Consider the following 21,326-nt stretch of genomic DNA (forward strand, 5'->3'; position numbering starts at 1 on the left):
CCAGACCGGCCGCCCCAAGTCCGTCAGCGTCATACGCGCAGAGAACGGCAACAGGAGAGTTTGACATGGGACTCATGATTCCGGCGTGGATCGACGGTGAACTGGCACCGGTCGACAAGCTGGAAGCCCACGAGAAGGGCCTCAAGCACAAGGCGGTGTCGGTCTTTGTCGTGCGCGGGACCGAGATCCTGATGCAGCGCCGGGCGCTGGGCAAGTATCACACACCGGGCCTTTGGGCCAATACCTGCTGCACCCATCCCGACTGGGACGAGACCTCGTCCGCCTGCGCCGTGCGCCGGATGAACGAAGAGCTGGGGATCACCGGGCTGTATCCCGAATACCGGCACCGGCTGGAATATCACGCCGACGTCGGCAATGGCATGGTCGAGAACGAAGTCGTGGACGTGTTTCTGGCCCATTCCCGAGGCCCGCTGGATGTCAAGCCGAACCCGGATGAGGTTATGGACACTCGCTGGGTCGACTATCACGATCTGCTGGCCGAGGTGCACCGCCACCCCGACCGTTTTACCCCGTGGCTGAAGATTTATCTGCACAACCACGCCGACACGATCTTTGGGCCTGACCTGATCATCTCGGCCAAGTCCTGAGGCTTGCGCGCCGCCTTTGCGCCTGCTTTTTTGAGCGCAGGCAAGGGGAGAGACGAGATGACGGTTCTGATCGCCGGTGCAGGTATCGCGGGATTGAGCCTGGGGCTGACGCTGCACCAGATCGGCGTACCCTTTCGCATTTATGAATCAACCCGCGAAATCCGGCCTTTGGGCGTGGGCATCAACCTGCAACCCAATGCAGTGCGGGAGTTTTTTGACCTCGGCCTGAGCAATGAGCTGGATGCAATCGGCGTCCGAACCCGGCAATACGGGTTCTATTCCAAGCTTGGCAAAACCATCTGGGAAGAGCCGCGCGGCACCTGGGCGGGCTATGCCTGGCCGCAATACTCGGTGCATCGCGGGCGGCTGCAAATGATGCTTTACCACGCGCTGGAGGCACGCGCGGGAACCGGCTGTATCGAAACCGGCGCGCGGGCGGTTGGGTTTGACGGGGCCGCTCTACTGCTGGAGGACGGGCGGCGCATTGAAGGGTCGCTGCTGATCGCGGCGGACGGCATTCATTCGGCCATCCGGGCGCAGATGTATCCGGACGAGGGCACGCCGATCTGGAACGGGCGGGTGTTGTGGCGGGCAACCACGCGCGCGCCGGTCTGGTTCGGAGGCGGCGCGATGGTGATGATCGGCCATGACGATTTGCGGCTGGTGGCGTATCCGATATCCGATCCGGATGCCAACGGTCTGGCGGAGATCAACTGGATCGCGGAAAAGCGATTTCCGCTGGATGCGTCGTGGAAGAAAGAGGACTGGAACCGCGCCGCCGAAATCAACGATTTTCTGCCGGAGTTCGAAAATTGGATTTTCGACTGGATCGACGTTCCGGCGCTGATCCGGGGGGCGGATGTAGTTTTCGAATACCCGATGGTCGACCGCGACCCGCTGCCGCAATGGACGCACGGCCCGGTCACATTGATCGGGGATGCAGCGCACCCGACCTATCCGGTGGGCTCGAACGGCGCCAGTCAAGGCATCATCGACGCGCGGGTGATCGGGGCCAAGATGCTGAGCCATGGTGTGAACCCGTTGGCGTTAAGCGCCTATGAAGCCGAACTGCGCCCTGTCACCACCGCCGTAGGGCAGGCCAACCGGGCGGGCGGAGGCCCGGACGCTGTGCTGCAACGGGTCGAGGATCTGTCCGGCGGCAATTTCGAGGATATCGATCAGGTGATCCCAAAGGCGGACCTTGCGGCCCATGCGGAGAAGTACAAATCCATCGCCGGGTTCTCGATTGCCGAACTGAACGCGCGACCAAGAACGGTTCCCGAGGGGGCCTGGGTTGGAGAATAGGTTCTGCCTCTGTCGTACTCCATTGTACGAAGTATGATCTGCTTTGCGGACGAAGCACCAATTCGCCTCTCCTGCACCAATGGCCGGTTTAGGAGCTTTGCAATCGCATCGCATATCACCTCGGGCGGATTCCGGGCTTTCGCCGCAGACGCAGACTCACCCTAGAGCGATTACGGGAGCGACCATTCAGATACTGACGACTGCGTCGCCATCGATGGAAGCAAGTTCAAGGCAATGAAAAGCCGGAACCGGAACTTCACAACGGGCACCACCCAGTCCTCAAGCCGATCAGGAAGCAGCGACGACTGACTGCGCTCGATACCCTCGATAAATCCCGACATGCCTGCTCCTGCCGTTTCGACAAAGCAAATTTCACAACGGAGGTTTCACACAACCTCGGCCGTTTTTGGTACTGCACTGCAGGTGGCGTGATCTTTCTTTCTGAATGCGGTGATGACTATTGGTGCAACTTCATGTGTGGTACACCGTCAGACGTTTTTTCACGGGATGCGCCAACCGGGCCAACAACAGCCTTGATGCGCTTACGCAGGCCGGAAAAGCCGTCGAACTTCACGACGTCGATCGCTTCGTCCAGTTCCAGATCCAAGCGGTACCAGCCCGGCCGCACCCGCTGGGCGGACTTAATTGTCGCACGAAAGGGCTGTGACAGATACTGACCGGCGACACGCCCTCCGGGATGCCAGCCATAAGGCGACCGGTCTCCTATTGCGGCGACCAGGGTATTCCAGTCTCGAAAACCGTGCTGTTTCGCCACTTGTTCCAGTGCTGCGGAGTGGCTGACGATCACTCCCTCCGCCGCAAGTCGCTTACGCAGTTCCCGGGCGAACAGCTTTGCCTGCACCGCCGTCAATTCGAGATCGGTCATGGCTGCGTCCCCACCCTGTCGTGCAGCAGGCCCCAGCGAAGTTTTCGGGCGCGCGTGCTCTGAGCTAGTACGAAGCCCGTCAGACCCAGCAGCAGCCCTTCGGCAGCAGGTGCCGCGAACCAGATGCCCTTCTCTCCAAATGCCATCACCAAGGCAAACGTCAGTGGTATTGTGAAGAAGTAGGGCTTTGACAGGCTCAACACAGCTGCGCGCGTCGCATCTCCGATGGCCTGAAAATAGGACGCGATCATCATCAGAGGGCCTGTCAGAAAGAACATGGCGGTGAGGGTCGGCAAGATCCGCCCGACCTCGGCGACAACACCGGCATCCGACACGAAAGCAGATCCTATTTGCCCGGCGAAAATCGACATGGCGGCTTGCGCCGCCACGCAGTAGACAAGCGCCGCGATAATCGCGAACTTCAAGCTGCTGTCCGACCGGTGCCAGTTCCGTGCGCCAAAGTTGTTGCCGATGATGGTCTGCATTGCGTGCGAAAGCCCCAGAAGCGGGAAGAAAGAGAAGGTCAGCACCCGCGTGATGATACCATAGGCCGACATCGTGTCCACAAAGTGAGGAGTGCCGCTCAGTTGCAGTGCGGCGATGATCGCGGCCGATCCGAGTGCCAGCCCAACGAAGTTCAGGCTTTGAGGTGCGCCCAGAACGAGTATTCGGCGCCACCCGTATGTCAGCCTGCCCTGGGCGAGCGCCGTCGGTGCGAGCTGAGTGTCGCTTCGAAAACGGAACGTCAGGAGGACGACAAAGGCAAGCGACTGGGCCGCAACCGTGCCATAGGCCGATCCAGAAACACCCAACCCCATCTGTGCGATGAACAGGTAATTGAAGCCTATGTTTGCAATCGAAGTCAGAAGGCTGACGACGGTCATGAGCCCAATCCGGCCCTCGTTTCTCAGCGCGTCGGAATTTACCGACAGGATATAGAGGACAGGCGAGAAAAGCACCGTGATACGCAGATAGGTCAGCGCCATTCCGGCCAGCTCTTCTGACCCGCCGGTTACGGTCGTCGTAAACCACGGACCGAAAATGAGAAACAGGAGGATCAGCCCGCCGCTTGCAAGCAGGGCAAATCCGTGCGCCCCCGCGAATATGGAGCGTGCGGCTTCGATATGGCCTGCCCCGAGGTGGCGGGCCAGAACGCTCGACATGCCGCTGGAAACCAGGGTCGCAATTGCGCCGATCAAAATATACGCGGGGAAAACCGCCGTGATTGCCGCGAGCGCCGCAGCACCGACGAAATATCCCAGAAACAGGGCATCGACGATGGCAATCAAGCCGTTCAGGCTCATGACGAAAATGATCGGAAGGGCGGTTCTCGCATAAAGACCACCAATCGATGCACTCAGGAACGTGTTCGGGAGGGAGGCTGACACGGCTCTGGATTCCTCTGACAAGATCGCGCTTATCAAGATGGGAACCCGCATTGCCATCCGCGCGAACTGCTCGGAGGATCAGAAAGACAGTTCTATGCAGCACTTCACCAAGACAGAATTGTCAGCGGGTGGCGGGCGTCTGCGGCCTGCTACCTAGCTATCTGCGCATTGTCGATCCGTCAAGCCGGTGACACGCCATCGAGGAGCTACACCTATTGGTCGCCCTCAAGTCTTGCATTCCAGAATGCTACCAATCGTGCATGGCGTGAAACATCCTGGTCAGGGCCATCTGAACCTCCTCCACTGAATTGGCCCGCCGTTATGTTTAGGGAAACGAAGGATCAGAATGGCCAATAAACGACAAAAGCCTGCATCGACCTGGTCCGCGAAGAATTGGGTGTCTCGAAGCCGTCGTTCAATGGCTAACTATGGTAGAAAGGCCTTTTCGCAGTGCCGCCAGTCGTTCCAGAACAGCGCTGTGCTTCTCATCAAGCTCTGCTCTGAGCCGGTCAATGTGTTGCAGCTTCTCTGTCAATTTGTCTATGCCGCCGTCGCATGGACCAGAGCCCTCGTCGGAAAGGCAGGCGCTCATGGCCCGTATTTCGCGCGTAGAAAAGCCCGTCGCAATGAAATCGCGGATACGGCCAGCCCTTCGAAGATCGGCTTCGCCGTAGCAACGATACCCGTTCGGCGCTCGTCCAACTTGCAGCAAGCCTTTTTTCTCGTAGTGGCGCAACATGCGCTGCGTGATCCCAAGCCGCTCTGCAGCTTCCTTTGCGTGCATGTGGGAACCCTCCGCTAGACCCGACAGAGATGTAAGTCACATACGTGACAGTCAAGGGTGAACCGGATGGTTTGTTGCAATCATCCGGACCCCAAGAGATCAGCTTCGCAGCGACCAACCGCCATCGACGGTCAGAACTTGTCCTGTCAGCCATTCATTTTCGGCGCTCCCGAGGTGTAAAATCCAGGGTACGATGTCAGCCGTCACGCCGCGACGTCCCAGCGGGATTTGGGCGGCTTCCCGTTCCTCAACCTGCTGCGCCATCTCTTCAGGCAGACCCATGAAGCCAGTCAATGCCCCACTTTTGACCGGCCCCGGCGCTATCGCGTTTACACGAATTCCGTCACCAGCAAGCTCAACAGCCCAGGATTTGGTCAAATACTCCAGGGCTGACTTTGTCGCGCCGTAATGCGCCAGCATCGGTGCTGCGTTCCGTGAAACCGCTGTTCCGATATTCACGATTGCGCCCTTACTCTCTTTCAGCGCTGCCTTGCCCGCCTTTACCAATTGCGAAGGTGCGCCGATGTTTATAGCTGACATTTTTGCGATAATATCCACGTCATAGGCATCGATGGGAAGAGGTTGCCCTGCACCGGAATTGTTGACAATCAGATCGATACGCCCCCAACGAGATAGTGCGGCTTCAACGATCCGTGCCCCGCTAGTCCGGTCGGAGCTATCTATTTGCAGCACTTCGTTGTTATCGCTCGCAGCCGCCATTGCCGCCAACTTGTCCGCGTTTCGGCCGGTGATCAGTACATTCGCACCCTGCTTTGCAAGCTCGGTCGCTGCCGCCTTGCCAATACCAGAGCTGCCTCCGGTAACAATTGCCACCTTACCCTGCCATGCACCATTCTGTGTCACTTCTCTTCATCTCCATCCTTGGATCAATTCGTGTCGATCGGAGATGTGCCTAGCGCCTTGACACTAGCGTCAAGGTCAAGCGCTTTTCATAGCGTTGGTTGGGAGCCTATGGAGGTTCGGGCATATGTGCATTTCGGGTCCCGGCCGGACTCTGTTGAAAAACTCGGTTATCGGGCAAATTCGGGTCAAAATGCCCCTACAGGCCCGTTGGGAGCTTTCGGCTGAGGGGTTCGGCCAACTCCGACACTGACCGCTTGGGGATGCGCTCAACCGGTTCGGGACGAGGCATTGTCGATCCGTCAAGTCGGTGGCAGGCCATCGCGGAGCTGCACCTTTTGGCTGTCCTCAAGTCTTGCATTCCAGAAGCCACCAATCATGCATGGCGTGAAACATCTTGGTCAGAGCCATCGCCTTTTCGGTGGCCGTATACTCGACCCGCGGTGGCACTTCCGGAAACACCTTTCGGGTGACCAGCCCATCGTCCTCCAGCGCCCGAAGTTGCCCGGTCAGCATGGTCTGCGTTATCCCGTCCACGTCCCGCCTGAGCTCGCCGAAGCGCTTCGTGCCCTGGAAGATCAGCACCTGAAGTATGATCAGTTTCCATTTGCCACCGATCAGGCGAGCGATTTCGGGCATGGGGCAGCGCTCGGCAAAGGCATCGCCCGACGGCCGTGGTTCGTCCCTGTTGCTTATGGTGACATTCATGGCGGCCTCCACAGTACTGATTTGCTACCAACTACCATTTTATGAGTATCCTCACAAATCAAACCTTTTGTATGGAATTTTACCGGGTTGCCCCATCGCGCGGCCGAGAAATTGCCACCAATAGTAGCAATTATCTGACTAAGTATGAAAAAACTGACGTCTTTTCAATCGGTTGTAATACCCCATATTGCTGGCACGCAAACAGAAACAGGGAAGAACAAACCATGCTTTTGGAAGGGAAAACCGCAATCGTTCTCGGTGTGAACGGGCATATCGGACGTCATGTAGCGGAGCGATTTTTGCGGGAAGGAGCGATCGTGTTCGGTGCCGGTCGGAACGGTGCCAATGCACCTATCGCTGAAAAGCTTGCCGATTACCGAGATATTGACGCCACCGACACTTCGGCGGTGTCCGACTTTGTGGACGCGGTCTGGGACAGGCAAGGCCGCATCGACGTTGTGGTGAACCTCGCAGGCGCACGACCCACGGACTATCATCACGGCAAACCGAGCGTCGAGGTATCCTCTGAGCAGTTCCTTCTGCCACTGTCCATCGACACCTGCGCTCAATTCAACTCGGCCAAAGCGGCCTATCCTCACATGGCCCGGCAGGGATTTGGTACGGTGATCTTCAACACCTCGACCCTGGCCAAGGTCGGAGCACCCTGGTCAGCGGCGGCTTCGGCCTCACATGCCGCGACCGAAGGGTTGATGCGCGTGCTGGCGCATGAATGGGGCCCGACCGGTATTCGGGTTCTCGGCGTACGGTCCGAGGCGATGCCGGAATCGCCGACCATTGACTACACATTCAAGACGATGGGCGGGCAGATCGGCCTCGACTACGCGGGCATGAAGGATTTTGTCGAGCAGAACAAGACCGCGCTCAAACGCCTGCCATCTGCCGAAGACACTGCCGGGGTCTTCGCCTTTGCCGCGTCCGACCTTGCTGCCTGCATGGCAGGCACCATGCTCAACCAATCGGCGGGGCATATCCTGGAATGACGGCGACTGGCGGAACTCACGGCAATCAGAGATCAGGGATTACCGCTGATCCGAAGTGCCGGGTATCCAGAAGGCAAACCGGTTCCTTTGCCTCGAACGGGTAGTCTTCAGGCCGGTTCAAAAGAGCCCACGATCGAAGCGACAGAAGGGTTTTCAGATTTTTGACGGGTCTGAGCCGGAAGCGATAGCCTGAAGAAGCCTCGGTCGGTCCTCCTCATAAGCGTGGGCAAAAGAGGCCGGGGCCGTGGTATCAGGGTCGTGCTTGGCCCCCCAATAGGCCATCTCGACCAACACCGGCACAAGCGCCAGCCCCGCCGCCGTCGGCTCGTAACGGATCTGTCGGCTGTCGCCTTCGACACGCTGTGACGTAATCAGCCCTGCCTGGGTCAACTTGTCGAGCCGGTCGGCCAGAATATTGGTCGATATTTTTTCCTCAGATGCCTGGAACTCTCTGAATCCGTGTTTTCCCTGAAACAACAGGTCCCGCAGAATAAGTAGCGTCCAACGGTCACCGAAGATCTCAAGCCCGAAGTTGATCGGACAATGTGAACGTAACTCACGGGACGGTCTGACCATGTGAATCCCCAAAATTATCACTTGCATTATGCAAGTAATCGAAGTACCACTTGCATAATGCAACCTATTTAGGAGAACCCGCAATGGCAAGAAAATTCTGGTTCGCCTTTGCTGCCTACGTCGCGCCGACCTTCCCCCTTGGCTATCTGTGGCACTTGTCTTTCTTTCAGCACCGCTATGACGCGCTCGGCCTGTACCGAGAGGAGGTGATCATCCCTCTTGGTCTCGCTGCGATGGTCGCGCAGGGGCTGGTGTTTGCTTTTATCTACCCCCGGCTCTTCAGCACCGCGGCCACGGATTGGCTGGTTAGTGCGTTGAAGTTCTTCCTTATTTTTGGCCTGCTTTCCTGGTCGTTTCAGGTTCTACCGGTCGCAGCCAAATACAACATGGTATCGGCAATCTCATTCATCACACTCGAGACAGTGTTTACGTTTGTACACTTTGCGGTAACGGCGCCGCTCATTGCCCTGGCGTGGCGGCAAAGCTCACCCTTGGCCGCATCCAAGGCAGTTTCTCTTTGATGAGTCCTGCGAGCTGAGTGGCAATGACCGAACTCGGCGGCCCGGAACACAACCTGAATCAGGAAACAGAAATGACATTGACCATCCACACAATCAGCGGCGCACCACGGCCCTGGCGGGTGCTTGTGGCTCTTGCGCTAAAAGGCATCCCTTGGGAACAGCACGTGCTGCGTGCCTCAGCCGGAGAGCACAAATCCGAGCCTTTCCTGTCGCTCAATCCCCGCGGCACCGTCCCGGTGTTGGAAGCGGACGGCATCGTCATCCGCGATTCGATAGCAGCACTTGCGTGGCTGGATCGACGTTTTCCCGAACCTCGACTCTTTGGTGCGACACCGGACGAGGCCGCGCGAATCTGGCAGATCACCATGGAAGCCTGCGATTATGTGCGGGAGGCCAACCGCGCCGTACTGGTGCCGGTCCTGCTGCAGCGCCTCGACCCGGAACCGGGCAGCGAAGAAGAAAAGGCGCTGATCGGGGCCAGCGAGAAGCTGCATTCGGAATGTCGCTGGCTTGAGAGCCTGCTCGCGGAAGGCCCCTATTTGGCGGGAGATGTACCGAGTGCGGCAGACGCTGTCGTGTTCCCGGAAATCCGCCTTATCCAACGGGCGGTCGAAAACCACCACAAGGTAATGGACCGGCTCGGTTTCGGCTATCCGCCAGACCTCTATCCAAGGGTGTCCGATTGGAAAGCCCGGATGAGCGAGCTTCCCGGTATAGAGGAGACGTTGCCACCACATTGGAATGAAAAGGAGGCAGTACCGTCCATGCGAAACTATAAAAAGTCACTCACGGTCGCGGCCACGCCGGAACAAGCCTTCGAAGCACTGACAATGGGGTTCGAACACTGGTGGACCACACCTGATCAGCCGATCCGAAATGAGGGCGATCGGGCCAGATTCACCTTTCCGCCGGGCCGGTCGTACTGGACTTTCGAAGCCAGGCGGCTTGTTCCCGGCAAACTGGTCGAGTTGGAATGCGTCGAGGCGCTGCACCTGCATGAAGGCAAGCCCAGGGAGATCGAGACAGAATGGCTCGGCACGCGGACGATCTGGACAATTTCGCCCGAAGAAAACGGCGCTAGAATCCGCTTCGAACATGTCGGACTTGCCCCCAACTTGCATTGCTACGAGGTTTGCGAAGCAGGATGGGACAGGTTCTTTGTCGATAGCCTGAAGGCCTATCTCGATACCGGCACGGGTATGCCGCACCGTGCATGAGATAGGTCGGTCGTAAGGGCAATGGAAAAGGCTGTTTGCCAGTGAACGTCGTCGATCAGATGACCATGCGGCTGCTTGAAGGGGCAGGAATCGGTCCAGGCATGCGCGTGCTTGATATCGGTTGCGGAACGGGCGCGGTGTCATTCATGGCGGCGGAACGCGTCGGATCGCACGGTCAGGTGATCGGTCTTGATCGGGACGCCGGCGCATTGCAATTGGCGCGCGCCAGACAAATCGAACTGGGATTGCTCAATATTTCCTTCCGTGAGGGAGGCTTTGACGCGGCAGGAGTCGGGGACGAATCCTGCGACGCCACCATCGGGCGGCGTGTGCTGATGTATCAGTCAGATCCTGTGGCCGCGGTACGCAGCCTTGTTCGTGTCGTCAAGCCGGGCGGGCGGGTCTTGTTCCATGAACATGACCTGACCACGATCGAACAGGTCGGAGCGCCTTGGCCGCTGCATGATCGGGTCCGAGGCTGGTTGCGCGATATGCTGTCGGCAGAAGGTGCCGACATCCACATGGGCCACCATTTGCACTCCGTTCTATCGAAAGCAGGACTGGAGGTAGAAGAATTCCGTGCCGAAGCGAACCTTCTGACACCCTCGTCCCGCTACCCGATTGCTTCGATCGTCCGCGCGGCGCTTCCGCGCCTTGAACGGTTCTCGATTGCATCGAAGGCCGACATCGATATCGATACGCTCGATCAACGGCTGATTGACGAGCGCCGGTGCGCCCAAGCGATCTGCGTATGGGAGATTGTATTCTGCGCCACGGCACGGAAGCCTGCCAGGGACGGGTCGGCGCGGCAGCTGCGCTCCCTGTAAAAGAGGAAGCGCAGATGAGACTCTTCTTGCTCGGCGCAAACGGCCGAACCGGCCGCGAGCTCATCCGCCTAGCTCTGGAAGGGGGCAACAGCGTCACGGCGCTGGTGCGGTCCAGGGACAGGCTTTCCGATATCCACCATCGGAATCTGACGATCCACGCGGGCAGCGCTTGCGATACCGAAATATTGGCGGCGCGGGTTCTTCAGTGCGCCGTGCCGCGCTCCATCGAGGCGGCACGGCGCATGGAACAGATCATCTGTGCTGCTACAGTCGACTGGACAATCGTGCGCACCGGCTTCCTCAAGAACGGGATTGACGGAACTTGCCGGACCGAGGTGGGCTCTCTTCCCGCGGAGGTCAGGGCAGTTTCACGCACTGCGCTTGCGCGATTTCTCCTCTCGGAGATAAGGCAGCCCTGTCAAGTTCGGAAAGTCGTCGGTCTGTGCGGCCTAGTGTCAATGCGTTACGAGCTGAGTATTCTCACATGGCTGCCAATGGAGCTTTAAGCAAATGTGCCATGCTCGGCGGCGCTCGCCCGCGAATACATGGATACATTGCGCCGACAGGTGGTTTTCCACGTTCTCTGAGTGCAATCCGTATTCCTAAAGTTACCAAACATCGCCGAGTTTCGTTAGATGATCCTCTGTTCGAGTTCAGAAGGATCTTCAACCTCAACGTGCCAGTAAGCACGCGCTTGAGGAGAAAGCTTGTCGAGTATCCGCTGAAAGTCCCTCGCATTTACGTGCCGCCGCAATGCCCAAGCCACCGCTTCGATGGCATTGTCAGGTGTGAGGTTGTGATGTTTTCGGACGGCTTTGACTTCATCGATGAGAGAAGCACGGTCACCGAACGGAAGCGGTTCTTCCGAGATGTCCCAATCCTTCACGAAAATCGCACGGGGCACACACGGGAGCACACTGGCGAAATCTAGCCCCTCCTGAGCAGTTAAACGCCGCCGAAACACCTGGAATACCGCATCAAGCGCTGTGTAGGCGTTGTTGTCAGACACCAGGCACATTCTTTCTTTGGCATCGTCAAGCAAAGCACGCCATTCCTTCGTGGCGTGCCGGTATGTCCATGGCATCGGCATTTTTTTTCCAAGGCAAAAAGAACCGCCTTGGACTGTAGCTTGGCAACGTGGAAACGGGCAAGTGAGCAAGGCGAAGAATGCAGTCGCTCATCCATCCCAAAAACAAGATCGGGCCAAGCGATATGTTGCGACACGCCGAAATGTGGCATCTGGTGCCTTTGGCTTGCGTCCAGTTTACCCGCTCCTCGATGGTCGACACGGCTCGCAGCGAAGCGTCGCTTGATTTTCGCGCGTAGAGTGGCCGACAATGACCGAACTGATGACACATGCAGCTCCACGGCCCCCGCCATGCCGCGTCTGCGTGAAGTTTCTGCTCATGCTGTAGCGGCAACTGCACCAGTCCGCTTTTCCCGCGACCCAATAATTGCCCCGGCGAAAATGCTGCGCGCTCGATAAAGATCCGGATCAACGGGCTGCGCCACGGCAACGACAAGTGGAGACGTACGGCGGGAAAGGGTCGGCCTCGCCTTACGCAATGACAGCTATTGTGCGCATAGCGTCCGTTCGGACCCTACGCAGCATGAGGTAGTTTGGGCTGATATTGTTGAAAAACTCGAAAATTTCACGTTCTCGATTTTCGCAAGACGCCAGAGCATCAGAAAAGTCGCCGCTGTTTGCGCCCAGCTGGTCATGAGCGCCTCATACATCGCCGCACCCGTGTTTTGGCCGACCCCTTAGCCAAATTTTCGGGCTGGCATTCTATGGCCTGCTTTTTCGCTGACTTTTGGCAAAATCTGACTTTTTCAACAGTATGGGTTCACTACCGGCATTCGCCGCCTGATCACGAGTGACTGGTTCGGGGAACACCGCCGTTCGCCGCGCAGCGCACGAACGGGTACGACGCGGGACAAAGTGTGTGTTCTCTGCAATCACACCAATGGCTGCTGGATGCGGTTACCTGCAGGTCGCCCAACTCCAACAAACTCTGGGGCGTGTTTTTGCATAGTGCTGGATTTCTCGACGCTTGTGTCGTCAATAACAGCTTGCCGTTAAGTCGTTAAGCTGTTGACCCAAGCTAAATCGCTTGATTAAACAATCGAACCCAATTTGCAGTTGCAAGTTCAAGTCTATAGAGAGTTCAGAAACATGGCAGATAATGCGCACGGGGGCCACGCGGACCCACATTGGTTTGTGTCTCCAGGCGACGGCGATTATCTGGCAATCGTTGTTCTCGTTATTGTCGTTGGCGGGCTCTACGGTATCGTATACCTCTATGCCGCGTTCGACCGCTGGGCGGAACATAAGGCCCAAGGGACACCGCTTGCGAAGACCATTCCAACCTTGTTGGCGATAGCACTGATTTACGAAATCTTTCCTGTAGATCATTTTCACCCGCTGCTGCCCTTAAGCGCCATTCTCATTGCCCTTATGGCTGATTGGTCTCGTTTTCATCTGAATTTCAAAGCTGATGCCGGTCCATCTGCTCCACCTACCACACCGCTTGAGAAGGGGGAGAACGACGATGTTTGAGCTTATGTTCACGTCCTTTCCTGCAGTGATCCGCTATTTTCAATTGCGGCGTCGCGGTGAAGCAATAACCGTTTGGAATATGAAAACGGCCGTGTTTTTGTGGGCAATCATGGCCTTCGCTGTTTTCACGATTGTCTTTTACTATCACCCAAAAACTTACGCGGGCGTGGTGCCCTTCCGTACCGTGTCTGTCGTTGCGCAAACCACTGGCCCAGTGACTGAGGTTGCTGTCGTCAACGGCCAGCGGGTTGAGCCGGGTGACCTGCTGTTTCGCATCGAAGATAGTGCCCAACGCGCAGCTTTGGCGGAGGCAGAGGCGCAACTAGCTGTGATTGACGCCGAAGAGATTAAGGCAGAGGACAATAAAAAGGTCGCACAAGCGGGCGTGGCCGAAATCGAGGCCCGTATTGTTAGCCTGGAAAACGATCTGGGCGATGCTCAAGCCTTGGTCAGTCGCGGGGTAGGAACGACGAATACTGTCATCGAAGCGACCGCTGCCTTGGAAGCTGCCGAAGCCGACCTGCAGGCAGCAAAATCGCAACTCGACCTCGCTTTGGTCGAAATTGAACAAAGCCTCCCGGCAGAACGCCAGGCGATTAAGACTACAATTGAGCAGGCAAATACCGCACTCGCATTTACCGAAGTCAGAAGTCTGGTTCGAGGAACCGTCACACAGCTTGCTCTGAGCGTTGGCAGCCCCGCGACGACACTGGTTGTTCGCCCGTCGATGATTATCATTCCTGACCGTCAGGAAGATTTACCAGTCCGTGTCGTGGCCGGATTCTCTCAGGTAGCCAACTCCACGATTTACGACGGAATGCCGGTAGAGATTGCATGCGAAACCAACGCCAATATTGCATTCCGAAACGCAATTTTCCCGGCTCATATCGTTTCTGTGCAACCAGCAGTCGCGACTGGTCAGGTAGTGCCAAGCGGAGACTTGCTTGAGCTGAACAAAGCAGCATATCGTGGCAGCGTTCAGGCCTTTATTGAATTGGTGCACAAAGAACACGAAGCCATGTTGCTCGACGGATCAGGCTGCATCGTTCAAGGATACACAAATAACATCGACGGAACTTTTGGGCATATCGTTGCTGCGACCGGCGTGGTCAAAGCTGCCGGGTTGCGCATTAAGGTGCTTGGGTCAATTTTGATGGGAATTGGTTTGGCCGGTGGTGGTGGGCATTAGATCTATTTTTTGCAAGTTCGAGTTTGTGGTTTGCGGACATTCACCATGAAAGCCACAAAGGTCATTTCGGACTCAAACTGGATGTCCGATCCGTACGCCTAAAACATCATCGCCGCATGAACCGCCTTCTGCCAGCGGGCATAGGCTGAATCTCGGTCGCTTTGGGCCATTTCCGGTTCGAACCGGCGATCCAGCGCCCAGGTGGCGGCAAAGCCCTCCTGATCGGGGTAAACACCTGCCTGCATCCCCGCCAGCCACGCGGCGCCCAGCGCGGTGGTTTCCTGCATGACCGGCCGGTCGACGGGCGCGCCCAGAAGGTCGGCCAGCCCCTGCATCGCCCAGTCCGAGGCGCTCATGCCGCCGTCGACGCGCAGGATCACATCCGTTTCGGCACCCCAGTCGCCCTGCATCGCCTGCCACAGGTCTCGGGTCTGATAGGCGATGCTTTCCAGCGTGGCACGGGCAATCTCGGCCCTGCCGGAATTGCGGGTCAGGCCAAACATCGCCCCCCGGCAGTCGGGATTCCAATAGGGCGCGCCGAGACCGGTGAAGGCCGGCACAAGCACGACTTTTTGCGTCTGATCGGCCCGTGCTGCCAGCTCGCCGCTTTGCGCGGCATTGTCGATGATTTTTAGCGCGTCGCGCAGCCATTGCACCGCTGCGCCGGCGATAAAGATCGACCCTTCAAGCGCATAGGTTCGCTTTCCGCCCAACTGATACGCGATGGTTGTCAGCAGACGGTTGTTTGACAATACCGGCTTGGCCCCGGTGTTGAGAAGGGCGAAACAGCCGGTGCCATAGGTGGATTTCATCATTCCCGGCGCAAAACAGGCCTGCCCGATGGTGGCCGCCTGTTGATCGCCGGCAACGCCGAGGATCGGTATTTTACCGCCCAAAAGTGTCGTGTGCCCGAAATCGGACGCACAGTCGCGAACTTGCGGGAGCATGGCCGTGGGAACGTCCAGCAGATCGCAGATTTCTGTGCTCCACATCCCCTTGTGGATGTCGAACAGCAGGGTGCGGGCGGCGTTGGTGGCGTCGGTGGCGTGCATCCGGCCTTCGGTCAGCCGCCAGATCAGGAAGCTGTCGATGGTGCCAAACAGAAGTTCACCCTTCTCGGCGCGTTCACGTGCGCCGGGGATCGAGTCGAGAATCCATTTCACCTTGGTGCCGGAAAAATAGGGATCAAGCAGCAGACCGGTCTGGTGAATGATGTCGTCTTCGCATCCAGCCTGACGGTAACGGTCACAGATCGCCGCTGTTCGCCGGTCCTGCCAGACGATAGCCCTGTGGATGGGCTTGCCTGTTGCCTTTTCCCAGACCACGGTGGTTTCGCGTTGGTTGGTGATCCCGATACTCGCCACCTGCGCGGGGGTGATGCCGTGGGTGTCCATCACCTGACGGCAGGTTTTCAGAACGCTGTCCCAGATTTCGTCCGCATCATGTTCGACCCAGCCTTCCTGTGGAAAATGCTGGGCGAACTCGACCTGAGCGGTTGCCACGCGCTGCATGTCCTGGTCGAACAGAATGGCCCTTGTGGATGTGGTTCCCTGATCGATGGCCATGACATAGGTCATCGGCACCCTCCCCTTGTCACTTTTGGAAGGACACTAGACCGAAGCGGCGCATTTGCGCCAGACCCGAGTTCAGAGGGCGGGAACCTCGACATTGTCGATCAGGCGGATGCCGTCGGCCCACCCGGCGGCCAACAGGCGCGCGGAATCGGTGGGGCGGTCCAGCGGCGCCAAGGTATGGGCGCTGCGCAAGTCGAAATATTCGATTTGCGTAAACCCCGCGCTGTGCAGTTCAGCAATCGCCGCCTTGGCCAGTGGCGCGAAACTCTCTCCTCTTGTCAGGGCATCCGCGACCGATTGCATGACCGGGTTCAGCCGGGCAGCCACGATCAGCCCTTCGCCAGACAGGCGCAGGTTGCGTGACGACATGGCCAGACCGGAGGGTTCCCGAACGGTCGGGCATCCGATCACGTCGATAGGAATGTCCAGATCGCGCGCCATGCGACGGACGACCATCAGCTGTTGAAAATCCTTCTCGCCGAAATAGGCGCGGCTGGCCTGTGTCTGCAGGAAAAGCTTTGCCACCACCGTGGCAACCCCGTCGAAATGACCGGGGCGAAACTCGCCCTCCATCACGTCGGTCAGACCAGCGACGGACACGTTTGTCGAAAAGCCTTCGGGGTAGATTTCTGCAGGCGCCGGAACATAGATCGCGTCGACGCCAAAAGGGGCAAGTTTTTCGGCATCCTCGACCTCGGTCCGGGGATATTTCTCCAGATCTTCGGGGTTGTTGAACTGCTTGGGGTTCACAAAAATCGTCACGATCACCCGGTCGCATTCGGCGCGGGCAGCTTCGGCCAGCGACAGGTGTCCCTGATGCAATGCCCCCATGGTGGGCACCACCCCGATAGTTTCACCGGCACGGGTCCAGGCGGTTGTTTTGGCGCGCAGATCGGCCAGGTGGCGCAGAATGGGTGCTGTCATTTCGACGAGCCTCTGTCGGGTGCGTGATCGGCAAACACATGTTCGGCCGCGGGGAAAGTGCGGGCGCGCACCTCGGCTGCGTATTCGGCAATCGCCGTCTCAGCCAAGGGGCCAAGCTCGGCGTAGCGTTTGACGAATTTCGGTTTGAAGGCGGTGAAGAACCCAAGCATATCGTCCACCACAAGGATCTGGCCGTCGCATCCCGCAGAGGCGCCGATGCCGATGGTCGGGATCGGCACTTCGGCAGTGATCCGGTCGGCCAGACTTTGAGGCACCTTTTCGAGCACGACCGAGAACGCACCGGCCTCGGCCACCGCGCGGGCATCGGCCAGCACTGCTTCGGCCTGCGCATCGCGGCCCTGCACCTTGTAGCCGCCCAGCGTATTGATCGATTGCGGGGTCAGGCCGATATGCGCCATAACCGGAATGCCGCGCTTGACCAGAAAGCGGATGGTTTCGGCCATCTCGACCCCGCCTTCGAGCTTGACCGCCACTGCCCCGGTTTCGGCCATCAGACGCGCGGCGTTGCGAAATGCCTGCGCCGGTCCTTCCTCGTAGCTGGCAAACGGCATGTCGATGACCATCATCGCCTTGTCCAGCCCGCGCGCGACGGCCCGCCCGTGCAGGATCATCATCTCCATCGTGACGCCAAGGGTCGAGGTCAGGCCATGCAGCACCATGCCGACGCTGTCACCGACCAGAACAAAATCGCAATGGGCATCCATCAGCCGGGCCATCGGAGTGGTATAGGCGGTCAGACTGACCAGCGGTTCGCCACCTTTGCGGGAACGGATGTCCTCGGCGTTGGGGGCTTTCTTGCGGGCTGTGGCGCTCATAATGGGTCCTGCGGGATTGGTTCGCTGCAGCGCGGCATAGCAGATGGGGCGTTTCAAAGAAAGCGTTTTGCGCCAACATTCCCTTGATTGGTCCGAGGTTTGAGAGGAGATTGAAAGACAAATGACCATCTCTGCGAGTCCGGTCATTCGAAAAAAGGGGAGAGTTTTCATGGGACAACCGATGTTTCGCACCTTTGCCTCGGCGCTGGCGCTGGGGGCCGGCCTGTTTGCGACACAGGGCTGGGCACAATCCGATATCACCATCGCGACACAGCTTGAGCCACCGCATCTGGACCCGACGAGTGCAGCAGCCCAGGCCATCGATACCGTGGTTTATACGAACGTGTTCGAAGGGCTGACCCGTTTCATGGGCGATGGATCGATTGTACCGGGGCTGGCAGAAGGCTGGGAGATTTCCGAGGACGGCACCGTCTATACCTTCAAGCTGCATGATGGCGTGACCTTCCATGATGGCAGCGCGATGGATGCCGAGGACGTCAAGTTCAGCCTCGACCGCGCCCGGGCCGAGGACAGCGCCAATGCGCAAAAGGCGCTGTTTGCCGGAATCACCGAGGTCGAGGTCGTCGACCCCCTGACCGTGAAGGTGACGCTTGATGGCCCGAACGGCAATTTCCTGTTCAACATGGCCTGGGGGGACGCGGTGATCGTTGCGCCCGAAAGCATCGAGAACATCAAGACCAATCCGGTAGGCACCGGCGCTTACAAGTTTGGTGAATGGGTGCAGGGCGACCGGATCACTCTGGAACGCAACCCGGACTATTGGGGCGCGCAACCGGCGCTGGAAAGAGCGACGTTCAAATTCATCTCGGACCCGACCGCCGCCTTTGCGGCAATGATGGCCGAAGATGTGGACGTGTTCGAAAACTTTCCGGCGCCTGAGAATCTGCCGCAATTCGAGGCAGACCCACGGTTTCAGGTCCTGATCGGGTCCACCGAAGGTGAAACGATCCTGTCCACCAACAACAAGAAACCGCCCTTTGACGATATCCGCGTTCGTCAGGCGATTGCACACGCTATTGACCGGCAGGCCATTATTGACGGGGCGATGTTCGGCTATGGCACGCCCATCGGCACGCACTTTGCGCCCCACAATCCGGCCTATGTCGATCTGACCGGAATTTCCGGCTATGACCCCGAAAAGGCAAAAGCCCTGTTGGCCGAAGCCGGGCTAGCCGACGGGTTCGAAACCACGCTGCACCTGCCGCCGCCATCCTATGCCCGTCGCGGGGGCGAGATTGTCGCCGCACAGTTGGCCGAAATCGGCATCAAGGCCGAGATCATCAATGTGGAATGGGCCCAGTGGCTGGAAAGCGTGTTCAAGGGCAAGGAATTCGGCCTGACGATCGTCAGCCATACTGAACCAATGGACATCGGCATTTATGCCCGTCCGGAGTACTATTTCCAGTACGACAACCCCGAGTTTCAGGCGCTGATGGAAACTCTGAACAAGACGACCGATCCGGATGAGCGCACGAAACTGCTGGGCGACGCGCAGCGGATGATCGCAGAAGATTACGTGAACGGTTATCTGTTCCAGTTTGCCAAAACAGGCGTAGCTAAGGCAGGTGTTCAAGGATTGTGGGTCAATTCGCCAACGGCCGCAGTTGATCTGACCGGAATATCCTGGGCCGAGTGATAACACAGATGCGTAGCCTCCGTCTTGCGGGGCTTCGCTTGTTCTACCCCGTGAACTGGTAACAAGAGCATGATGATATCGGGTGTCCTTCGGCCTTTTGTCCACGTGATGGTCTTGACCGCGCTCAGTTTGGTCAACCTCGCCCTTCCCGCCAACGCACAGGAGGAGCTGTCCGGGAATCTGGAGGTCATCACCACAACACCCGCTGCCCCCCTTGATGTCGGGGTCGGCATCAGGATCGATCAGATTGTCAACGTTGATCAGAAAGCGGAAAACTATGGTGCTGTCGCTGTCATAAGGGCTGAGTGGACAGATCCCGCACTCGCATTCGATCCAAACGAGATCGGGCGCGAAGTTCGGATATTAAAACCCAAGGCCCTAGCAGACTATGCATCGACCGTTGGCGCGATCATCCCGGTATTTGTAATCGAGAACCAGCAATCCAACCGCTGGATTCACCAATCCGCCGCGGCCATTCGTCCGGATGGAAGTGTGATCTATGTCGAGAAATCGTCACTAACGCTGCAGGCTCCGTACTTCGATTTCACCAAATACCCTTTCGACACGCAGCGTTTTCAGTTCGAGGTCAGTTCGGTTCTGCCCGCAAATTTCGTGACTTACCACCCCCTGAACGAATACTCCGGCCTCGGTGACCTGCTGGGTGAAGAAGAGTGGATTCTTGGAAACGCGCGCCTGACCAAAACCAATGTGCCGGGGATTTCAGGGAACGACAGCGATCAGATCACGCTGGTCTTCGAAGGAAGCAGGCACATTACCTATTACATCATACGGGTCTTCCTTCCGATGCTGGTGCTGATCACGGTCAGTTGGTCGGTCTTTTTCCTCGACGAATATCGCAAGCGGATCGAGATTTCTGGGGCAAACCTGCTGGTCTTTGTTGCATTCAACTGGGCCATATCGGCGGACCTGCCAAAGCTGGGCTATTTGACCTTTCTCGATTTCATCCTGCAGTGGATGTTCCTTGCCACGGGTGCGATCATCGTTTTCAACGTGGTCCTGAGTAAACTTAAACTGTCCGGGCGCGAGGACGCGGCCCGGAAGCTTGATAATTACGCCGTGAAATGGATCTATCCCATTGGCTATGCCGCCATTGTCGCCTATGCCGTCCTCAAGTTTCTGGTCACGCCTTAGATGCTGGACCCGAATGTAATCCCCGCCTAACGTGGCGCTGATGCTGCGCTACGCCCTCAAACGCCTGACCTCGCTGATCCTGAGCCTGGTGGTTGCCTCTGTTGTCATCTTCGCCGTGATCGAGGTGGCACCGGGGGATCCCGCATCATTCATGCTGGGGGTCAATGCGCAGCCCGATACGCTGGCCGCGCTGCGCGCTGAACTGGGCCTGGATGTGCCCAAGACACAGCGCTATTTCAACTGGGTCGGCGGGATGCTGAGCGGAGATTTCGGCACATCCTATACCTATCGCACGCCGGTTTCAGGCATGATCGCGGACCGGTTATGGGTATCGCTGCCGCTGGCGCTTTATGCCCTGGCGCTGTCGACTGCCATCGCGTTTCCAGCCGGACTTTATGCCGCTTCCCGGCGTGGCAAGGCCGGAGATGCCGCCGTGATGGGCGCGACCCAACTTGGCATCGCGGTCCCGAATTTCTGGTTCGCGATGATGCTGGTCCTGGTCTTTGCCATCAACTTGCGCTGGTTCAACGCGGGCGGGTTTGCCGGGTGGGAAAACGGTTTCTGGGGCGGGATGCACTCGCTGACGCTCCCCGCAGTTGCGCTGGCGCTGCCGCAGGCCGCTATTCTGGCGCGGGTGATGCGATCGGCGCTGCTGGACATTCTGGGCGAGGATTTCATGCGCACGGCCCGCGCCAAGGGGTTGAGCCGCCGTCAGGCGCTGTGGCGGCATGGGGTACGCAATGCGCTGATCC

At 58.2% G+C, this 21,326-nt stretch carries 24 protein-coding genes; 13 read left to right on the forward strand and 11 right to left on the reverse strand.

Annotated elements, in window-relative coordinates; genetic code table 11:
* The first annotated feature begins 65 nt into the window (after positions 1-65).
* Both idi and AC2FNB_RS10285 read left to right on the forward strand, forming a co-directional pair.
* The gene (gene idi, locus AC2FNB_RS10280; protein WP_496746110.1) at positions 66-608 is read left to right on the forward strand and encodes an isopentenyl-diphosphate Delta-isomerase; all 543 of its coding nucleotides are present in this window, start codon (positions 66-68) and stop codon (positions 606-608) included.
* A gap of 57 nt (positions 609-665) precedes the next feature.
* Positions 666-1,913: a flavin-dependent oxidoreductase gene (locus tag AC2FNB_RS10285; protein WP_496746112.1), complete on the forward strand. Its 1,248-nt coding sequence runs from the start codon at positions 666-668 to the stop codon at positions 1,911-1,913.
* A 170-nt stretch (positions 1,914-2,083) separates the two neighbouring features.
* Here the strand turns inward: AC2FNB_RS10285 and AC2FNB_RS10290 are convergent, their stop codons facing one another.
* The 6 genes from AC2FNB_RS10290 to AC2FNB_RS10315 all read right to left on the reverse strand — a co-directional run bounded on the left by AC2FNB_RS10290 (position 2,084) and on the right by AC2FNB_RS10315 (position 6,540).
* Entirely contained in the window at positions 2,084-2,254 is a 171-nt protein-coding gene (locus tag AC2FNB_RS10290) for a hypothetical protein (protein ID WP_496746114.1), read from the reverse strand.
* 116 nt (positions 2,255-2,370) lie between these two features.
* Positions 2,371-2,799: a glyoxalase superfamily protein gene (locus AC2FNB_RS10295; protein WP_496746116.1), complete on the reverse strand. Its 429-nt coding sequence runs from the start codon at positions 2,797-2,799 to the stop codon at positions 2,371-2,373.
* The gene (locus tag AC2FNB_RS10300) at positions 2,796-4,187 is read right to left on the reverse strand and encodes an MATE family efflux transporter (RefSeq protein WP_496746118.1); all 1,392 of its coding nucleotides are present in this window, start codon (positions 4,185-4,187) and stop codon (positions 2,796-2,798) included. Before AC2FNB_RS10300 ends, AC2FNB_RS10295 begins: the two co-directional genes overlap by 4 nt.
* 415 nt (positions 4,188-4,602) lie before the next feature.
* Complete coding sequence (locus tag AC2FNB_RS10305) at positions 4,603-4,971, reverse strand: MerR family transcriptional regulator (RefSeq protein ID WP_480748836.1); 369 nt, start codon at positions 4,969-4,971, stop codon at positions 4,603-4,605.
* A gap of 99 nt (positions 4,972-5,070) precedes the next feature.
* Positions 5,071-5,835: an SDR family NAD(P)-dependent oxidoreductase gene (locus tag AC2FNB_RS10310; RefSeq protein ID WP_480748837.1), complete on the reverse strand. Its 765-nt coding sequence runs from the start codon at positions 5,833-5,835 to the stop codon at positions 5,071-5,073.
* A 345-nt stretch (positions 5,836-6,180) separates the two neighbouring features.
* Positions 6,181-6,540 (reverse strand): winged helix-turn-helix transcriptional regulator, encoded by a 360-nt coding sequence (locus tag AC2FNB_RS10315; protein ID WP_480748838.1) that lies wholly within the window; start codon positions 6,538-6,540, stop codon positions 6,181-6,183.
* A 224-nt stretch (positions 6,541-6,764) separates the two neighbouring features.
* On the opposite strand from AC2FNB_RS10315, the gene AC2FNB_RS10320 reads away from it, so the two are divergent.
* Positions 6,765-7,541, forward strand: coding sequence for an SDR family NAD(P)-dependent oxidoreductase (locus AC2FNB_RS10320; protein WP_496746121.1), 777 nt, complete (start codon positions 6,765-6,767; stop codon positions 7,539-7,541).
* Positions 7,542-7,694: 153 nt separating this feature from the next.
* Here AC2FNB_RS10320 and AC2FNB_RS10325 read toward each other — a convergent pair whose 3' ends face one another.
* Positions 7,695-8,117 (reverse strand): winged helix-turn-helix transcriptional regulator, encoded by a 423-nt coding sequence (locus tag AC2FNB_RS10325; RefSeq protein ID WP_496746122.1) that lies wholly within the window; start codon positions 8,115-8,117, stop codon positions 7,695-7,697.
* Between the two features lie 83 nt (positions 8,118-8,200).
* Between AC2FNB_RS10325 and AC2FNB_RS10330 the strand changes: the two genes are divergently transcribed.
* The 4 genes from AC2FNB_RS10330 (at position 8,201) to AC2FNB_RS10345 (ending at position 11,188) form a co-directional block, all read left to right on the forward strand.
* Positions 8,201-8,638, forward strand: coding sequence for a hypothetical protein (locus tag AC2FNB_RS10330; RefSeq protein ID WP_496746124.1), 438 nt, complete (start codon positions 8,201-8,203; stop codon positions 8,636-8,638).
* A 71-nt stretch (positions 8,639-8,709) separates the two neighbouring features.
* The gene (locus AC2FNB_RS10335; RefSeq protein ID WP_496746126.1) at positions 8,710-9,855 is read left to right on the forward strand and encodes a glutathione S-transferase N-terminal domain-containing protein; all 1,146 of its coding nucleotides are present in this window, start codon (positions 8,710-8,712) and stop codon (positions 9,853-9,855) included.
* 41 nt (positions 9,856-9,896) lie between these two features.
* Positions 9,897-10,682, forward strand: coding sequence for a methyltransferase domain-containing protein (locus tag AC2FNB_RS10340; RefSeq protein WP_496746127.1), 786 nt, complete (start codon positions 9,897-9,899; stop codon positions 10,680-10,682).
* A gap of 14 nt (positions 10,683-10,696) precedes the next feature.
* On the forward strand, positions 10,697-11,188 hold the full coding sequence (locus tag AC2FNB_RS10345; protein ID WP_496746129.1) for an NAD(P)H-binding protein: 492 nt from the start codon (positions 10,697-10,699) through the stop codon (positions 11,186-11,188).
* A gap of 125 nt (positions 11,189-11,313) precedes the next feature.
* On the opposite strand, the gene AC2FNB_RS10350 is transcribed toward AC2FNB_RS10345, so the two are convergent.
* Positions 11,314-11,772, reverse strand: coding sequence for a DUF2267 domain-containing protein (locus AC2FNB_RS10350; protein WP_496746131.1), 459 nt, complete (start codon positions 11,770-11,772; stop codon positions 11,314-11,316).
* Between the two features lie 77 nt (positions 11,773-11,849).
* Between AC2FNB_RS10350 and AC2FNB_RS10355 the strand changes: the two genes are divergently transcribed.
* From AC2FNB_RS10355 to AC2FNB_RS10365, 3 genes are all read left to right on the forward strand, one after another.
* Entirely contained in the window at positions 11,850-12,008 is a 159-nt protein-coding gene (locus AC2FNB_RS10355) for a hypothetical protein (RefSeq protein WP_496746132.1), read from the forward strand.
* Between the two features lie 850 nt (positions 12,009-12,858).
* The gene (locus AC2FNB_RS10360; protein WP_496746134.1) at positions 12,859-13,242 is read left to right on the forward strand and encodes a hypothetical protein; all 384 of its coding nucleotides are present in this window, start codon (positions 12,859-12,861) and stop codon (positions 13,240-13,242) included.
* Positions 13,235-14,431, forward strand: coding sequence for an HlyD family secretion protein (locus tag AC2FNB_RS10365; protein ID WP_496746135.1), 1,197 nt, complete (start codon positions 13,235-13,237; stop codon positions 14,429-14,431). The genes AC2FNB_RS10360 and AC2FNB_RS10365 overlap by 8 nt, the downstream gene beginning before the upstream one ends.
* 98 nt (positions 14,432-14,529) lie before the next feature.
* On the opposite strand, the gene glpK is transcribed toward AC2FNB_RS10365, so the two are convergent.
* The 3 genes from glpK to panB form a co-directional block, all read right to left on the reverse strand.
* Complete coding sequence (glpK, locus tag AC2FNB_RS10370; RefSeq protein WP_496746137.1) at positions 14,530-16,008, reverse strand: glycerol kinase GlpK; 1,479 nt, start codon at positions 16,006-16,008, stop codon at positions 14,530-14,532.
* 69 nt (positions 16,009-16,077) lie between these two features.
* A complete protein-coding gene (gene panC / locus AC2FNB_RS10375) occupies positions 16,078-16,929 on the reverse strand; it encodes a pantoate--beta-alanine ligase (RefSeq protein ID WP_496746139.1) in 852 nt (283 codons plus the stop codon).
* Complete coding sequence (gene panB / locus AC2FNB_RS10380; protein WP_496746141.1) at positions 16,926-17,765, reverse strand: 3-methyl-2-oxobutanoate hydroxymethyltransferase; 840 nt, start codon at positions 17,763-17,765, stop codon at positions 16,926-16,928. Before panB ends, panC begins: the two co-directional genes overlap by 4 nt.
* A gap of 169 nt (positions 17,766-17,934) precedes the next feature.
* On the opposite strand from panB, the gene AC2FNB_RS10385 reads away from it, so the two are divergent.
* The 3 genes from AC2FNB_RS10385 to AC2FNB_RS10395 form a co-directional block, all read left to right on the forward strand.
* A complete protein-coding gene (locus AC2FNB_RS10385) occupies positions 17,935-19,422 on the forward strand; it encodes an ABC transporter substrate-binding protein (RefSeq protein WP_496746142.1) in 1,488 nt (495 codons plus the stop codon).
* Between the two features lie 108 nt (positions 19,423-19,530).
* Positions 19,531-20,574 (forward strand): ligand-gated ion channel, encoded by a 1,044-nt coding sequence (locus AC2FNB_RS10390; protein WP_496746147.1) that lies wholly within the window; start codon positions 19,531-19,533, stop codon positions 20,572-20,574.
* 40 nt (positions 20,575-20,614) lie between these two features.
* Positions 20,615-21,326 (forward strand): ABC transporter permease (locus AC2FNB_RS10395; RefSeq protein ID WP_496746144.1); only part of this gene is annotated, 712 nt, incomplete at its 3' end.

This window comes from Ruegeria sp. BHSB058 (assembly GCF_059613285.1).

Excerpts from the sequence above, each read along its gene's own strand:
- idi (WP_496746110.1), top strand. The coding sequence starts at position 66 with ATGGGACTCATGATTCCGGCGTGGATCGACGGTGAACTGGCACCGGTC.
- AC2FNB_RS10285 (WP_496746112.1), top strand. The coding sequence starts at position 666 with ATGACGGTTCTGATCGCCGGTGCAGGTATCGCGGGATTGAGCCTGGGG.
- AC2FNB_RS10290 (WP_496746114.1), bottom strand. The coding sequence starts at position 2,254 with ATGTCGGGATTTATCGAGGGTATCGAGCGCAGTCAGTCGTCGCTGCTT.
- AC2FNB_RS10295 (WP_496746116.1), bottom strand. The coding sequence starts at position 2,799 with ATGACCGATCTCGAATTGACGGCGGTGCAGGCAAAGCTGTTCGCCCGG.
- AC2FNB_RS10305 (WP_480748836.1), bottom strand. The coding sequence starts at position 4,971 with ATGCACGCAAAGGAAGCTGCAGAGCGGCTTGGGATCACGCAGCGCATG.
- AC2FNB_RS10315 (WP_480748838.1), bottom strand. The coding sequence starts at position 6,540 with ATGAATGTCACCATAAGCAACAGGGACGAACCACGGCCGTCGGGCGAT.
- AC2FNB_RS10320 (WP_496746121.1), top strand. The coding sequence starts at position 6,765 with ATGCTTTTGGAAGGGAAAACCGCAATCGTTCTCGGTGTGAACGGGCAT.
- AC2FNB_RS10325 (WP_496746122.1), bottom strand. The coding sequence starts at position 8,117 with ATGGTCAGACCGTCCCGTGAGTTACGTTCACATTGTCCGATCAACTTC.
- AC2FNB_RS10330 (WP_496746124.1), top strand. The coding sequence starts at position 8,201 with ATGGCAAGAAAATTCTGGTTCGCCTTTGCTGCCTACGTCGCGCCGACC.
- AC2FNB_RS10335 (WP_496746126.1), top strand. The coding sequence starts at position 8,710 with ATGACATTGACCATCCACACAATCAGCGGCGCACCACGGCCCTGGCGG.
- AC2FNB_RS10345 (WP_496746129.1), top strand. The coding sequence starts at position 10,697 with ATGAGACTCTTCTTGCTCGGCGCAAACGGCCGAACCGGCCGCGAGCTC.
- AC2FNB_RS10350 (WP_496746131.1), bottom strand. The coding sequence starts at position 11,772 with ATGCCGATGCCATGGACATACCGGCACGCCACGAAGGAATGGCGTGCT.
- AC2FNB_RS10355 (WP_496746132.1), top strand. The coding sequence starts at position 11,850 with ATGCAGTCGCTCATCCATCCCAAAAACAAGATCGGGCCAAGCGATATG.
- AC2FNB_RS10360 (WP_496746134.1), top strand. The coding sequence starts at position 12,859 with ATGGCAGATAATGCGCACGGGGGCCACGCGGACCCACATTGGTTTGTG.
- AC2FNB_RS10365 (WP_496746135.1), top strand. The coding sequence starts at position 13,235 with ATGTTTGAGCTTATGTTCACGTCCTTTCCTGCAGTGATCCGCTATTTT.
- glpK (WP_496746137.1), bottom strand. The coding sequence starts at position 16,008 with ATGACCTATGTCATGGCCATCGATCAGGGAACCACATCCACAAGGGCC.
- panC (WP_496746139.1), bottom strand. The coding sequence starts at position 16,929 with ATGACAGCACCCATTCTGCGCCACCTGGCCGATCTGCGCGCCAAAACA.
- panB (WP_496746141.1), bottom strand. The coding sequence starts at position 17,765 with ATGAGCGCCACAGCCCGCAAGAAAGCCCCCAACGCCGAGGACATCCGT.
- AC2FNB_RS10385 (WP_496746142.1), top strand. The coding sequence starts at position 17,935 with ATGGGACAACCGATGTTTCGCACCTTTGCCTCGGCGCTGGCGCTGGGG.
- AC2FNB_RS10390 (WP_496746147.1), top strand. The coding sequence starts at position 19,531 with ATGGTCTTGACCGCGCTCAGTTTGGTCAACCTCGCCCTTCCCGCCAAC.